Annotated in this window: 11 protein-coding genes; 8 read left to right on the top strand and 3 right to left on the bottom strand. The window is 62.6% G+C overall.

Annotated features, from left to right (window positions below; genetic code table 11):
* Positions 1-88: 88 nt before the first annotated feature.
* Complete coding sequence (locus ACLIKD_RS15980; protein ID WP_428825831.1) at positions 89-1,927, top strand: EAL domain-containing protein; 1,839 nt, start codon at positions 89-91, stop codon at positions 1,925-1,927.
* Positions 1,928-1,944: 17 nt separating this feature from the next.
* On the opposite strand, the gene ACLIKD_RS15975 is transcribed toward ACLIKD_RS15980, so the two are convergent.
* The 3 genes from ACLIKD_RS15975 to rpiA form a co-directional block, all read right to left on the bottom strand.
* The gene (locus ACLIKD_RS15975; RefSeq protein ID WP_428825830.1) at positions 1,945-2,979 is read right to left on the bottom strand and encodes a patatin-like phospholipase family protein; all 1,035 of its coding nucleotides are present in this window, start codon (positions 2,977-2,979) and stop codon (positions 1,945-1,947) included.
* A 54-nt stretch (positions 2,980-3,033) separates the two neighbouring features.
* Positions 3,034-6,564 carry a PAS domain S-box protein gene (locus ACLIKD_RS15970; protein ID WP_428825829.1) on the bottom strand — a complete coding sequence of 1,177 codons (3,531 nt, stop codon included), beginning with the start codon at positions 6,562-6,564 and terminating at the stop codon, positions 3,034-3,036.
* A gap of 242 nt (positions 6,565-6,806) precedes the next feature.
* Entirely contained in the window at positions 6,807-7,475 is a 669-nt protein-coding gene (gene rpiA, locus ACLIKD_RS15965) for a ribose-5-phosphate isomerase RpiA (RefSeq protein WP_428825828.1), read from the bottom strand.
* Between the two features lie 108 nt (positions 7,476-7,583).
* Here rpiA and ACLIKD_RS15960 point away from each other — a divergent pair, with 108 nt between their 5' ends.
* The 7 genes from ACLIKD_RS15960 (at position 7,584) to phoB (ending at position 13,451) form a co-directional block, all read left to right on the top strand.
* On the top strand, positions 7,584-8,153 hold the full coding sequence (locus ACLIKD_RS15960; RefSeq protein ID WP_428825827.1) for a hypothetical protein: 570 nt from the start codon (positions 7,584-7,586) through the stop codon (positions 8,151-8,153).
* A gap of 111 nt (positions 8,154-8,264) precedes the next feature.
* On the top strand, positions 8,265-9,269 hold the full coding sequence (locus ACLIKD_RS15955) for a PstS family phosphate ABC transporter substrate-binding protein (RefSeq protein ID WP_428825826.1): 1,005 nt from the start codon (positions 8,265-8,267) through the stop codon (positions 9,267-9,269).
* 92 nt (positions 9,270-9,361) lie between these two features.
* A complete protein-coding gene (pstC, locus tag ACLIKD_RS15950) occupies positions 9,362-10,297 on the top strand; it encodes a phosphate ABC transporter permease subunit PstC (protein ID WP_428825825.1) in 936 nt (311 codons plus the stop codon).
* A gap of 1 nt (position 10,298) precedes the next feature.
* Positions 10,299-11,225, top strand: a complete 927-nt coding sequence (gene pstA / locus ACLIKD_RS15945) for a phosphate ABC transporter permease PstA (RefSeq protein WP_226417227.1) — start codon at positions 10,299-10,301, stop codon at positions 11,223-11,225.
* 57 nt (positions 11,226-11,282) lie between these two features.
* Positions 11,283-12,062, top strand: coding sequence for a phosphate ABC transporter ATP-binding protein PstB (gene pstB, locus ACLIKD_RS15940; protein WP_226419949.1), 780 nt, complete (start codon positions 11,283-11,285; stop codon positions 12,060-12,062).
* Positions 12,063-12,075: 13 nt separating this feature from the next.
* Positions 12,076-12,768, top strand: a complete 693-nt coding sequence (gene phoU / locus ACLIKD_RS15935; RefSeq protein WP_226417226.1) for a phosphate signaling complex protein PhoU — start codon at positions 12,076-12,078, stop codon at positions 12,766-12,768.
* Positions 12,765-13,451 carry a phosphate regulon transcriptional regulator PhoB gene (gene phoB / locus ACLIKD_RS15930; protein WP_226417225.1) on the top strand — a complete coding sequence of 229 codons (687 nt, stop codon included), beginning with the start codon at positions 12,765-12,767 and terminating at the stop codon, positions 13,449-13,451. Before phoU ends, phoB begins: the two co-directional genes overlap by 4 nt.
* Positions 13,452-13,456 lie beyond the last annotated feature (5 nt).

The following is a 13,456-nucleotide window of genomic DNA, read 5'->3' as shown; positions in this document are numbered from 1 at the left end:
TTAAATAAGGGAAACCGTTTGGCGAAATTCACGGAACTGAAATATTTGCTTCCTAGACTGCGGGCCTTGTTTACCTGAGAGCACCACGATGATTGTCCTGCTGGATGAAGAAGCCGCCGAACTACGCCGGATCATGGCCGAGGGGCTGCTCAATCCGGTTTTCCAGCCGATCATCGATTTCCGCGTGCGCGCCGTCCTCGGTTACGAAGCGCTGATTCGCGGCCCGCAGGACAGCCCGCTGCAATTTCCCGATCAGCTGTTTGCCGCCGCCAGCCGGGCCGGCTTGTCGCTCGATCTCGAACATGCCTGCCGGGAAGCCAGCTTGCGGGCCTTCGCCGCCCAGCGCCTGGCCGGCCGGCTGTTTCTCAATGTCACGCCGGGTTGCCTGCTCAACAACAAGTTGATGAACGGCTACACCCGCGAGCTGCTCGCCGAACTGGGCATCGCCGCCAACCGGGTCGTCATCGAACTGACCGAAAACCAGCAGATCACCGACATGCCGGGCATTCAGGAGGCGCTGCTGCACTATCGCGGGCGCGGCTTCCAGATCGCCATCGACGATCTCGGCGAAGGCTTCGCCAATCTGCGCATGTGGTCGGAGCTGCGGCCGGAGTTCGTCAAGATCGACAAGCATTTCGTGCACGGCATCGCCGACGATCGGATCAAGTTCCATTTCGTCCGCGCCATGCAGGATCTCGCCGAAATCTGCAATGCCTCGCTGGTCGCCGAGGGCATCGAGCGGGCGGTCGATTTCACCTGCATCCGCGACATGGGCATCGCCTGCGGCCAGGGCTATTTCATCGCCCGGCCGGAGACGCACCCGGTGCGGCTGTTGCCGGGCGAGGTGGTCAGTGCGCTCGGTCAGCAACGCCTTTCGCTGTCGCCGATGATGGGCGGTCCGGGCAAGATGCCGACGGCGCGGACCTTGCTGCGCCCGATCGAGCCGGTGCCGCAGGATGCGACCAACGGGCTGGTCATCGACCGTTTTGAAGCCGACCCGGAACTCGACGTCCTACCGGTCGTCCATGACGGCCAGCCGATCGGCATGATCAACCGGCACAGCATGATCGACCGCTTTGCCCGTCCTTTCCGCCGCGAGCTGTTCGGCCGCAAGAGCTGCGAAATGTTCATGGATCACGCGCCGCTCGTAGTCGATGAGCACGCCACCATTCAGGAACTGGCGCTGATGCTGGCGCTGGCCCCCAAGCATTATCTGTTCGACGGCTTCATCGTCACCGGTCACGGCAGCTATCTCGGCGTCGGCAGCAGCCACGACCTGATGGCGACCATCACCGAAATGCAGATCAGCGCCGCCCGCTATGCCAATCCGCTGACCCAGCTGCCGGGCAACGTGCCGATCAACGAGCACATCGACCGCATGCTGGTGGCCGGCAGCAGCTTTGTCGCCGCCTATGTCGATATCGACAATTTCAAGCCGTACAACGACGCTTTCGGCTACCGCCGGGGCGACGACGTGATCCAGACGCTGGGCCGGCTGGTCGGCGAAATTGCCGATGAACGCCTGGATTTCGTCGGCCATATCGGCGGCGACGATTTTTTCATTATTTTTCAGAGCAGCGACTGGGAAATGCGCAGCTGGCAACTGGTCAGTGCCTTCGCCGAGGCGATGAACGGCTTGCTGACGCCGGAAGAGCGGGCGCATGGCGGCTACATGGCCGAAAACCGGCGCGGCGAACTGAGCTTTCAGGCCTTGCCGACGCTGTCGATCGGCGCCGTGCGGGTTGGTCCCGGCGAATGCGAGTCGCACCGCGAAGTCGCGGCGGCGGCCTCGATGGCCAAAAAACAGGCGAAGAAAAAGGCCAGGAACACGCTCGGTGAAGACTTCGGCGGCAGCGTCTTCGTCGACCGGCGGCGCCCTGGCCCGGCGGACGGGATCTGCCAGCAGGTGTCACACGTCCTGAACTGATCGGCCGGCCGGGTTGTTCAGTAGAACAGCGCCGCCAGATCCAGCGTCGAGCGCTGGCCGACTGCCGCCTGGTGGGCTTTCAGCCAGGCTTGACCATGTTCGCGCCCGCTGTCGCGCAGGCGGGTGAAAAAAGGCAGGTTGACGGCCAGCTTGCTCTCGGGCGGCAAGGTTTTCAGCAGCGCATCGGCGGTGATGGCGTGAAAGCGGATATCGTTCGCCCGTTGTTCGAAGCGGCTGCGCGGTAGCCAGCGCGGCAACCAGCGCGGCCGCTCGGCCAGGGTCAATTGGTCGCGCAGGTGGGCGAACATCCGCATTTCGCGCAGGAAGGTCGAATTGAAAGCCAGTTCGCGCAGGCGCAATTTGATGTCCTGGGCCGACTCCGGCGTTTCCTCGTAATGCAGCGGGGTGAGCAGGACGAGCAGAATGTCGGCGGCGGTGCATTGGTAGAACAGCGGAAAGACCGCCGGGTTGGCGCTGTAGCCGCCATCCCAGTACGGTTCGCCATCGATCACGATACTGCGGTGGATGGTCGGCAGGCAGGCCGAGGCGAGCAGGGTGTCGATCGACAGCTCGGCGTTCAGGAAGATGCGCAGCTTACCGGAGTTGGCGTGCGTCGCGGCAATGAACAGCTTGACCGGACTGTGCTGGCGCAGCGCGGTGAAATCGATCTGCTCGATGATGATGTCGCGCAGCGGGTTGAGATCGAACGGGTTGAGCTGTTCCGGCGACAGGTAGTCGGTCCATTGCAGCATTGCCTTGAGGCCGGGCGCCAGCGCCGACCCATCGCCGCCCTGGTCGAATGGCGAACTCTGTGCCACCGCCGTCCAGAACCGATCGAGCGCACTGCGCGCCCCTTCCCGGCCGCCGGCCATCAGCCCCTGGGCGAGACAGACGGCATTCATCGCGCCGGCGCTGGTGCCGCTGACGCCTTCAAAATCGAAACGGCCGTCTTCGAGCAGTGCGTCGAGCACTCCCCAGGTAAAGGCGCCATGGGCGCCGCCGCCCTGCAGGGCGAGGTTGAGCGGAGTGCTTCGGGTTTGTCGGGCGGACATGGTTGACCTCGGAAATGGCGAAAAATCGGAAAGGCGCGGCCAGTTGGCCGGTGGCTAGGCGCGTCTTGCCGCGCTGCTCAGTTGCGGGTATTCGTGGCGGGCCTGGGCGATATTTTCGAGCGCTTCCGGGAAGGCAAAGGCCTCGACGTTGTCCACCAGTTCCTTGCCGGTTGGCCCCAGCCCGTCGCGCAGTTGCCCGGCATGCCTGTTGCAGCATTGATAGGCACCCATGTCGGCAGTGAGCAGCAGGGCTTCGAGCTCGTCGATGATCTGACGCAGCATGGCCCAGTCGGCTGGCTCCCGGGCGTGCTGCGTTTCCCCCGGCAGGCTCGCCTGCAATTGTCCGATCACCGTCTGCAGCGTGCTTTCCAGCTGTTTGATCAGCGGTGTCAGGCCGGGCGTTGCGCTGCCACTCTTGATCGCCGCCTCGAGGTCGGCCGCCTGTTGCCGGACGTCGACGGCGCCGACATTGGCCGCCACGCCTTTCAGCGAGTGGGCGATCAGGCGGGCGCCTTCCCGGTCGTCGGCGGCCAGCGCCTGGCCGAGGCGCGTCGCGTCATTGCCATGCAGGGCGCCAAACATCTGCAGTAGATGGATATAAGCGGCGAATTTTCCCCGCACCACGCTCAGGCCGGCGTCGACGTCGAAACCCGGGATCCGGCGGACCCGGTCGATCACCGCGGCGGGCTCCGCCAGCGCCGGGGCCCGGCCCGGTTCGGACAGCCATTTGAGCAGGCAGGCGTAGAGGACATCGGGATCGACCGGTTTGCCGACGAAATCGTTCATCCCCGCGGCAATGCAGTCGACGCGGTCTTCATCGAAGGCGCTGGCGGTCATCGCCACGATGGGCGTGGCCTGCCAGTCAGGTAGCTGACGAATGGCCCGGGCGGCTTCCAGTCCGTCCATTTCGGGCATCTGAATATCCATCAGCACCAGGTCGTAGTGCGCCGCCTTGGCCCGCTCGACGGCCTGCCGGCCATTTCCGGCGATCTCGGCGCGGAGACCGACATTGCGCAGGAGTTCCAGGCCAACTTCCTGGTTGATTTCGTTGTCTTCGACGAGCAGAACGCGCGCCCCGGCATGGTGGTGGCGCAATTCGTCGGCGGCACTCCGGAACGGCGGCGCGCTACTCTCCGGGATGACGCCGGTGCCGCGCCGCAAGCGGGCGGTGAACCAGAAGGTGCTGCCCTTGCCCGGCACGCTGTCGACGCCGGCCTGGCCGCCCATCAGCGCTGCCAGGCGGCGGGTGATGGCCAGGCCGAGACCGGTGCCGCCGTATTTGCGGGTGGTCGATACGTCAGCCTGTTCGAAGGCCTGAAAGAGCTTGGCGGTCATTTGCGGGTGGATGCCGATTCCGGTGTCCTGGACTTCGAAGCGCAGCGTCAGTTCGTCGTCGTTTTCGGCCAGCACCCGGGCGCGCAACTGGATGCTGCCGTGCTCGGTGAACTTGATCGCGTTGCTGGTGTAGTTGTGCAGCGCCTGACGCAACCGGGTCGGGTCGCCGTTCAGCCAGAGCGGTACATCGCCGCTGTCGACCGCGATCCGCAGGCCCTTGTTGCTGGCCGATTCGCCGCTCAAAGTGCCGATGTGGTTAAGGACATCGCTGAGCAGAAAATCCGTTTGTTCGAGTTGCAGCCGCCCGGATTCAATCTTGGTCAGGTCGAGAATGTCGTTGATGACCGACAGCAGATGCCGGCCGGCCGCCTCGATCTTGCGCAGGCGTTCCGCCTGATGGGGCGTCGGGTCTTCGTTGCGGAGCAGATGGGTGATGCCGAGGATGGCATTCATCGGCGTCCGGATCTCGTGGCTCATGTTGGCCAGGAAAGCGCTCTTGGCCTGGTTGGCGGCCTCGGCCTCGGCGGTGGCCAAGGTCAATTCGGCGGTGCGTTGCTCGACCAATCGTTCGAGATGCTGGCTGTAGCCTTCAAGTTCCTGCTCCAGTCGTTTCTGTTCGGTAATGTCCTGCTTGATCGCGACGTAATGGCTGATCGTCCCATCGGCCTGGTGGATCGGGGCGACGATGGCCAGCTCGGGATATTCGCTGCCATCCTTGCGCTTGTTGATGAATTCGCCCTTCCAGGTGTGCCCTTCGGCCAGCGAGTTCCACATCGCCTGATAATGCGTCAGCGGCGTCTTGCCCGACTGCAATAGCCGCGGATTGTGGCCCAGCGCTTCCTCCCGGGTATAACCGGTGGCCTGCTCGAAGGCGTCGTTCACATACTCGATTTCGCCCTCGAGGTTGGTGATCACAATGCTCGCCGGGCTCTGCTTGACGGCCTGCGACAGTTGGCGCAACTGTTCGTCGGCCTGTTTGCGGCCGGTGATGTCATGGACGATCGAATAGAGGAATTCGTGCTCGTCGATCAGGATCGGACAGCTGAAAGTTTCGACGTCGCGGATCTCGCCATTCGCCAGGCGGTGCTGAAAATGGAAATGATTGGTCTCGGCGATTTTTGCCCGCGCCATTTCGGCATTGATCTTGTCCAGGCTCAGGGTATTGATCTGGGAAATTTTCATGCCGAGCAGTTCTTCATGCGACCAGCCGTAATAGGCGCTGGCCGCCGCATTGGCATCGACAATCGCGCCATCCTGCGGATCGATGATCAGCATCGTCGTGTGGCTATTGTTGAACAGGGCGCTGTAGCGGGCTTCGCTGCGGATCAGTTCGGCTTCCCTGGCGTGCACTTCGCCGACCTTCTCGGCAACTTGCCGGCGGAGCAGGGCATTGCCGGCCAGCACGAAAGCCAGGACGGCGAACAGCGTGCCGACGCCCCACAGGATATATGGCGGGGCGCTGTCCTGCAGGGGCGGCATCCAGCGCTCGGTTACCGCGAAATAAGGCGAACTCCGGTCATTCAGCCAGGGGTCGAGGTGGCGGTCGATGGCGGCCAGCAGGTCGGCGTTGTGGTCTTTCCGGGTGCCGTAAAACAACTGGGCGGGCTGGAAGATCAGGCTCGACTCGTGTAATTTGTAGCGGGGGGCTGCCAGATCGCCAAAAAAGCGATTCGCCGCCGCAACGTCGGCCTCGCCGCTCGCCACTTTGCTAAAGGCCGCGTCGAGCGAGTCGACGGCAACCAGTTCGGCCGAAATGCCAAAATCGTCGAGCAGTTCGCGCAGGTAGTTTTGCTGGCTCGACTCGGCGAGTACGGCCAGCCGCTTGCCGCGCAGATCGAGGACGGAATTGATGTGCGATCCGTCACGCTGGTAAATGACCGACCAACTGTGCAGGGCCGGCGTCCGGTGAAAGTCGAAGAGCTGGGCGCGCTGTTTGCTGTAGGCGATATCCGGCATCAGGTCAATCTGCCCGGCGCTCAACGCGCTCAGGCATTCCTGCCAGACGCAGCTGACCACCTTTAGCGTCCACCCCTCGCGTTGCGCGATCTCCTTCAACAGGTCGCCGAGGATGCCGCTCGGCTCGCCACGCTCATCGAGCAGGATTTTCGGGGCGTTGGCGTATACGCCAACCCGGACCTCGCGCGGCTCGGCCTGCACCGTACCGCCGGCCAGCAGGCCGAAGGTCAGGCACAACTTTCCCAACAACAGCAGAAAACCGGATCGGCAAGGTGACGGGGCAGTTGTTGTCATGTGCTTTGCAAGGCCCGGCGAAAGGCGGAGGCATCGTTGAACGAGTAAAACGGCGGACTCATTGTAGGCCGGCCACGGCCACGCTGAACAGATGTCTGGTTGGGCAACGGCGAAAGCGGCGGTGGGCGGGCCGCTCGCCGCGTTGGCACAAGGAAAAACGCCCGGCAGTGCCGGGCGGGATCGCATCAGTCAGAGCCGACAAGCCGGGGCAATCAGTGTTGCCGCGGCTGTGGGCGGCCGGACTACTGGATCGTTTTTACCCCGGCGCTAGTCCCGAGCAGCAGCACATTGGCCGGGCGCAGCGCGAACAGGCCGTTGGTGACGACGCCGGTGATCTGGTTGATCTCGGCTTCCAGGCCCTTCGGGTCTGTGATCGCCAGTCCCTTGACGTCGAGGATCAGGTTGCCGTTGTCGGTGACGAAGCCTTGGCGCAGCACCGGCGTGCCGCCCAGCTTGGCTAGCTGGCGGGCGACATGGGCGCAGGCCATGGGGATGACCTCGACCGGCAGCGGGAAGTTGCCCATGGTGTCGACCAGCTTGGAACCGTCGGCGATGCAGACGAAGGTCCTGGCCACGGCCGCGACAATCTTTTCGCGGGTCAGGGCGCCACCGCCGCCCTTGATCATGTTCAGGCCGGCGTCGATTTCATCGGCGCCATCGACGTACACCGGGATGTCATCGACGTCGTTCAGATCGAGCACGGCAAAACCGTGCCCTTCGAGGCGCTTGCGGGTCGCTTCGGAACTGGCGACGGCGCCTTTGTAGCGGTCCTTGAGCGGGGCCAGCGCATCGATGAAGAAATTGGCCGTCGAGCCGGTGCCGACGCCGATGATGCTGCCGGCCGGGGCGTGCTGCGCGACATAGTCGGCGGCGGCCTGGGCGACGGCCTGCTTGAGTTCGTCCTGAGTCATGGAACTGCTCCTGAATGGGGTGCCGACCATTTTACCCTGTCAAAAAAGTTTAACTTTGCTGCCTGGCGAAATCGCTAAACTCCGCATACCGTTTAAGGGGAGAGAATAATGACCAATGCAGAAAAGGCAGCACCTGCCGCCAAGCCAGTCAGTACACCCAAACCGCCGAAAAAACTGGTGCCGCGCCCGGCGCCCGAACGGGCCGTCGCGGCACCGGTCGACGAGATTCCTCCCGTTGCCGCCCCGGCGGTGACCTTGCCGGCGACGGCGGCAGCAACCGCCCGGGCCCGCCCGCCGCGCAAGCCGTCGCGGGAAGATGAAACGGTCGCCCGTCACCAGAAGGTGCTGGCCGATGCGCTGGTCAAGGCGCAGGCCATCAACTACGACCAGCCGAAGGTGATGAAGCAGGCGGCGCCGCTCGGCAAGAAGGCCGCCAAGCACGAAAAACCGGCCAAGGCTAAGAAGCCGAAACTGGTCCGCGACGGCTACGCGATGCCGGAAGCCGAGTTCGCCCGGATCGGCGAACTCAAGAAGCGGCTGGCCGCGCTTGGCCACGAGGTCAAGAAGAGCGAACTGCTGCGCGGCGGCATTGCGCTGCTGGCTGCCCTCGGCGATGCCGAACTGAAGGCGGTGATGGGGCGCGTCGAGCGCATCAAGACCGGTCGGCCGGCCAAGTAAGCCCCTTCGAAGTAGTCTCGGCCCGCTTTGTTACAGCCTGTCATTGAACTGTAACAAAGCGCGAGTAACCTGCAATGCGTTGTTCAACTCAACTTAATGCAGGAGTTACTCATGATCAAGCGATCCACTTTGGTTTCATTTATGGCAGCGGCCGGTGTGGCCCTGTTTGGCGCCCAAGCCGCCAATGCGCAGCAGATCGTCAAGATTGACGGTTCTTCCACGGTTTACCCGATCACCGAAGCGGTTGCCGAAGATTTCCAGAAAGCCAAGAAGAACGCCATCAAGGTGACGGTTGGCATTTCCGGTACCGGCGGCGGTTTCAAGAAATTCTGTCGCGACGAGACCGATATCTCCAACGCTTCGCGGCCGATCACTTCCAAGGAAATGGTCGACTGCAAGGCCGCTGGTGTCGATTACATTGAAATGCCGGTTGCCTACGACGCGCTGACCGTCGTGATCAACCCGAAGAACACCTTCCTCAAGCAGGCGACGGTGGAAGAAATGAAGACCCTGTGGGAACCGGCCGCCCAGGGCAAGATCATGAAGTGGAACCAGGTCAATCCGGCCTGGCCTGATGCCCCGGTCAAGCTGTTCGGCGCCGGCGCCGATTCCGGTACCTTCGAATACTTCACCGAAGCGATGGTCGGCAAGGCCAAGTCCTCGCGCGGCGACTACACCGCATCGGAAGACGACAATGTGCTGGTCCAGGGCGTTTCCCGTGACGTCAATGCCATCGGTTACTTCGGTTATGCCTACTACGCCGAGAACATGTCCCGCCTGAAGGGTCTGCCGATCGTCAATCCGAAGACCGGCAAGGCCGTCGAGCCGTCCGGCGCCAACGTCGAGAACGGCACCTACGCGCCGCTGTCGCGTCCGATCTTCGTGTACGTCAAGGCCAAGTCGCTGGAAAAGCCGGAAGTGCGTGAATTCGTCGAGTTCTACATGAAGAACGCCGAAAAGCTGGTGCGCGAAGTCAAGTACGTGCCGCTGCCGAAGTCGATCTATGAAGGCAACATCAAGCATGCCAAGGAAAAGAAGATCGGTACCGTGTTCGGTGGCCACAATGAGATTGGTATCACCGTTGAAGAAATCATGAAGCGCGAAGCCAAGATGTAAACTGCGCACGGGCATTACGGTGCCCGCCGCCGAAAATCCGCCCCTCCGGGGGCGGACTTTCATCCAAAAAGGTTCTTCAAGTGAATCACGCCATGTCTGCAAACAATATTTCCGACCTGCATCAGGTCAGCGATCGCCTGGCCAAAAATGCCATGCGCCACGCCAGCGAGCGTCTCATCGAGATGCTGCTGTTCGCTGCCGCCACGGTCTCCGTGCTGACCACCGTCGGCATCGTCTATGTCCTCGTTTCCGAGTCCTTCCATTTCTTTCAGACCGTCAGCATCGTCGACTTTCTGACCGACAACCAATGGACTCCGCTGTTCGATGATGCCCACTACGGCATCATGGTGCTCATTTCCGGTACCCTGGTTTCTTCCGGTGTGGCCCTTCTCGTCGCCATTCCGATGGGCACGATCATTGCCATCTACCTCTCCGAATTCGCCAATTCAAAAGTGCGTGAAATCGCCAAGCCGGTTCTTGAACTGCTCGGCGGCATTCCGACCATCGTCTTCGGCTACTTTGCGCTGCTCATCGTGACCCCGCTGCTGCAGAAGATCCTGCCCGAGCTGCCGGGCTTCTCGCTGCTCTCCGCCGGCTTGGTGATGGGCATCATGATCGTGCCGTACATCGCCTCGCTGTCCGAGGATGCCATGCGCGCCGTGCCGATGAGCATGCGCGAAGGCTCTTACGCAATGGGCGCGACCAAGTTGTATACGGCGATCCACGTCGTCGTTCCGGCCGCCGTCTCGGGCCTGGCCGCTTCCTACATCCTGGCCATTTCCCGGGCGGTCGGCGAAACGATGATTCTCGCCGTCGCGGCCGGCATGCAGCCCAATCTGACCTGGAACCCGATGGAGCCGGCGGCGACCATCACTTCCTACATCGTTCAGGTCGCGCTGGGTGACCTGCCGCACGGCTCGATCGGCTATCAAACCATTTTTGCCGCGGGCCTGACCCTGCTGCTGATCACGCTGGCCTTCAATATCTTTGGCCAGTGGCTGCGCCGTCGCTTCCGGGAGGCTTACTAACATGCAACAAGCACTGACGACTGAACAAATCCGCACGCTGATTGCGCGCGGCAAAATGAAGGACACGCTGTTCCAGGCGCTCGGCATCATCTGTCTGGGCATCGGTCTGCTGGTCATTTTCCTGCTGGTCGGCGACATGCTGAACCGCGGCATGGAACGGCTCAGCCTCGACTTCTTCACCAACTTCGCTTCGCGCCGGGCCGGCCAGTCCGGCATCCTGTCGGCCTGGGTCGGTACCATCCTGGTGATGTTCGTCACCGCGCTGGCCGCCGTGCCGCTCGGCGTCGCCGCCGGCGTGTATCTGGAGGAATACTCCAAGCGCAACTGGGTGACCGACATCATCGAGATCAACATCACCAATCTGGCGGCGGTGCCGTCGATCGTCTATGGCCTGCTGGCGCTCGGCATCTTCGTCTACACCTTCGGCTTCGGCCAGAGCATCCTGTCGGCCGGTCTGACGCTGGCGCTGCTCATCCTGCCGATCGTCATCGTGTCGACCCGCGAAGCGATTCGCGCCATTCCGGCGATGATCCGCGAAGGTTCGATGGCGGTCGGTGCGACCCGCTGGCAAACCTGCCGTTACCACATCATCCCCTACGCCATGCCCGGCATCCTGACCGGCGTGATCATCGGCCTGGCCCGCGCCATCGGCGAAACGGCGCCGATCATCACCATCGGCGCGCTGACCTTCATCGCCTTCCTGCCGCCGGTGCCTTTCACCGGCGAGCCGGCTGCCGGCCTGTTCGACTGGGTGATGTCGCCCTTCACGGTGATGCCGATCCAGATCTTCAACTGGACCTCGCGTCCCGACCCGGCCTTCGAAGTGAACGCCGCCGCTGCCGGCTTCGTGCTGATGGCCATGGTGCTGTCGATGAACGCCGTCGCCATCTACCTGCGTTACAAGATGCGCAAGAACATCAAGTGGTAAATCCTTAGGTCAACGTCGGACAAACCAGCATAAATGAATACTGAAATGGACGCTCAAATGCAGATTCACGATCACCCTACGCTCAAGGCGGAAGCCCGTAACCTGAACTTCTTTTACGGTGAAGCCAAGGCGCTGAAGAACATCAACATGCCGATCTACGACAAGAAGGTGACCGCGCTGATCGGCCCGTCTGGTTGCGGCAAATCGACCTACCTGCGCAGCTTCAACCGCATGCACGACCTCTACCCGGGCAACCGTTATGAGGGCGAGATCCGCTTCTTCCCGGACAACACCAACCTGCTGTCGCCGGATGTCGATCCGATCGAAGTGCGGATGCGCATCGGCATGGTTTTCCAGAAGCCGAACCCGTTCCCCAAGACGATTTTCGAGAACGTCGCCTACGGCCTGCGCGTCCGCGGCGAGAACAACAAGCGGGCGCTCGACGACAAGGTCGAACAGGCCCTGCGCGGCGCCGCGATCTGGGACGAAGTGAAGGACCGCCTGCAGGATCTGGCGCCCAATCTTTCCGGCGGTCAGCAGCAGCGTCTGTGCATCGCCCGCGCCCTGGCGACCGATCCCGAACTGCTGCTGTTCGACGAGCCGACTTCGGCGCTCGACCCGATCGCCACCGGCGCCATCGAAGAACTGGTGCACGAGCTGAAAAAGCGCGTGACGATTCTCATCGTCACCCACAACATGCAGCAGGCGGCGCGCGTTTCCGACTACACCGCCTACATGTACCTGGGTGAAATGATCGAATTCGGCAAGACCGACGAAATCTTCATCAAGCCGCAGGACAAGCGCACTGAAGACTACATCACCGGCCGTATGGGTTAACGAGGATAGCGACATGAACGAAAGCCAACACCTTTCCAGCCAGTTCGACGAAGAACTCAGCCGTCTGCGCACCCATGTGCTGCAGATGGGCGGTCTGGTCGAAACCCAGGTTTCCGCAGCCATCGATGCCTACACGACGGGCGAAGTGGCCAGCGTCAAGACCATTGTCGAGACCGACCGCAAGGTCAATGAACTCGAAAAGGCCATCGACGACGATTGCGCCCACGTCATCGCCAAGCGCCAGCCGACGGCTTCCGATCTGCGTCTGGTGCTCGGCATCAGCAAGATCGTCACCGACTTGGAACGAGCCGGCGACGAAGCCAAGAAGATCGCCAAGGGCGTCCGCCGCATCTACGAAAACGGCCACACGCCGTCGCAGTACGGCGTCGGCATCCGCCATCTGGCCGAAGCGGCGCTGATCATGGTGCGCCAGGCCCTCGACGCCTTTGCCCGCCTCGATACGGCGCAGGCCAGGGAAGTCATCCGGGCCGATTCCGATGTCGATACCGAATTCAAGTCGATCATCCGCCAGTTGATCACCCACATGATGGAAGACCCGCGGACCATTACCACCTCGATCGACATCATCACCATCGCCCGCGCCATCGAGCGCATCGGCGATCACGCGAAGAATGTCTCGGAGCAGGTGATCTACGTGGTCGAAGGGCGGGACGTCCGTCACACCGGCAAGGAGAGCGTCAAGTGACACCGACGATTCTGGTTGTCGAAGACGAACCGGCGATCCAGGAGCTTGTCGTGATCAACCTCAAGCACGCCGGCTTTCTCGTCGTGCGCTCAAGCAGCGCCGAGGAAGCCGAGTCGGCGATTCGCGCTGCCCTGCCGGACCTGGTCGTGCTCGACTGGATGCTGCCCGGTCAGTCCGGGGTGGCGCTGGCCAAGAAAATTCGCGGCGACGAACGGACCCGCGAACTGCCGATCATCATGCTCACCGCCCGCGTCCATGAAGAGGACAAGGTGCAGGGGCTGGAGGCCGGGGCCGACGATTACGTCACCAAACCCTTCTCGCCCAAGGAACTGGTCGCCCGGGTCCGCGCCGTGCTGCGCCGGCGGGCGCCGCATCTGGCCGGCGAAGCCGTCGAGGTTGGCAATCTTGCGCTCAATCCGGCGACCCATCGGGTGCTGGCCGGCGGCCAGCCGATCGAACTGGGGCCGACCGAATTCCGTCTGCTCTTCTTCTTCATGACCCATGCCGAACGGGTATACACCCGCGCCCAGTTGCTCGATGAAGTGTGGGGTGACCACGTCTTCATCGAGGAGCGTACGGTCGATGTCCATATCCGCCGGCTGCGCGCCGCGCTGGAAACCTCCGGCCACCACGAGCGGGTCGAGACGGTGCGCGGCACCGGTTATCGCTTCCGGGGAGCCTGAAGCGG

The sequence above is a fragment of the Azonexus sp. IMCC34842 genome, assembly GCF_050368855.1.
GTDB lineage: Bacteria > Pseudomonadota > Gammaproteobacteria > Burkholderiales > Rhodocyclaceae > Azonexus > Azonexus denitrificans_A.
This window is presented reverse-complemented; position numbering and strand designations above follow the sequence as displayed.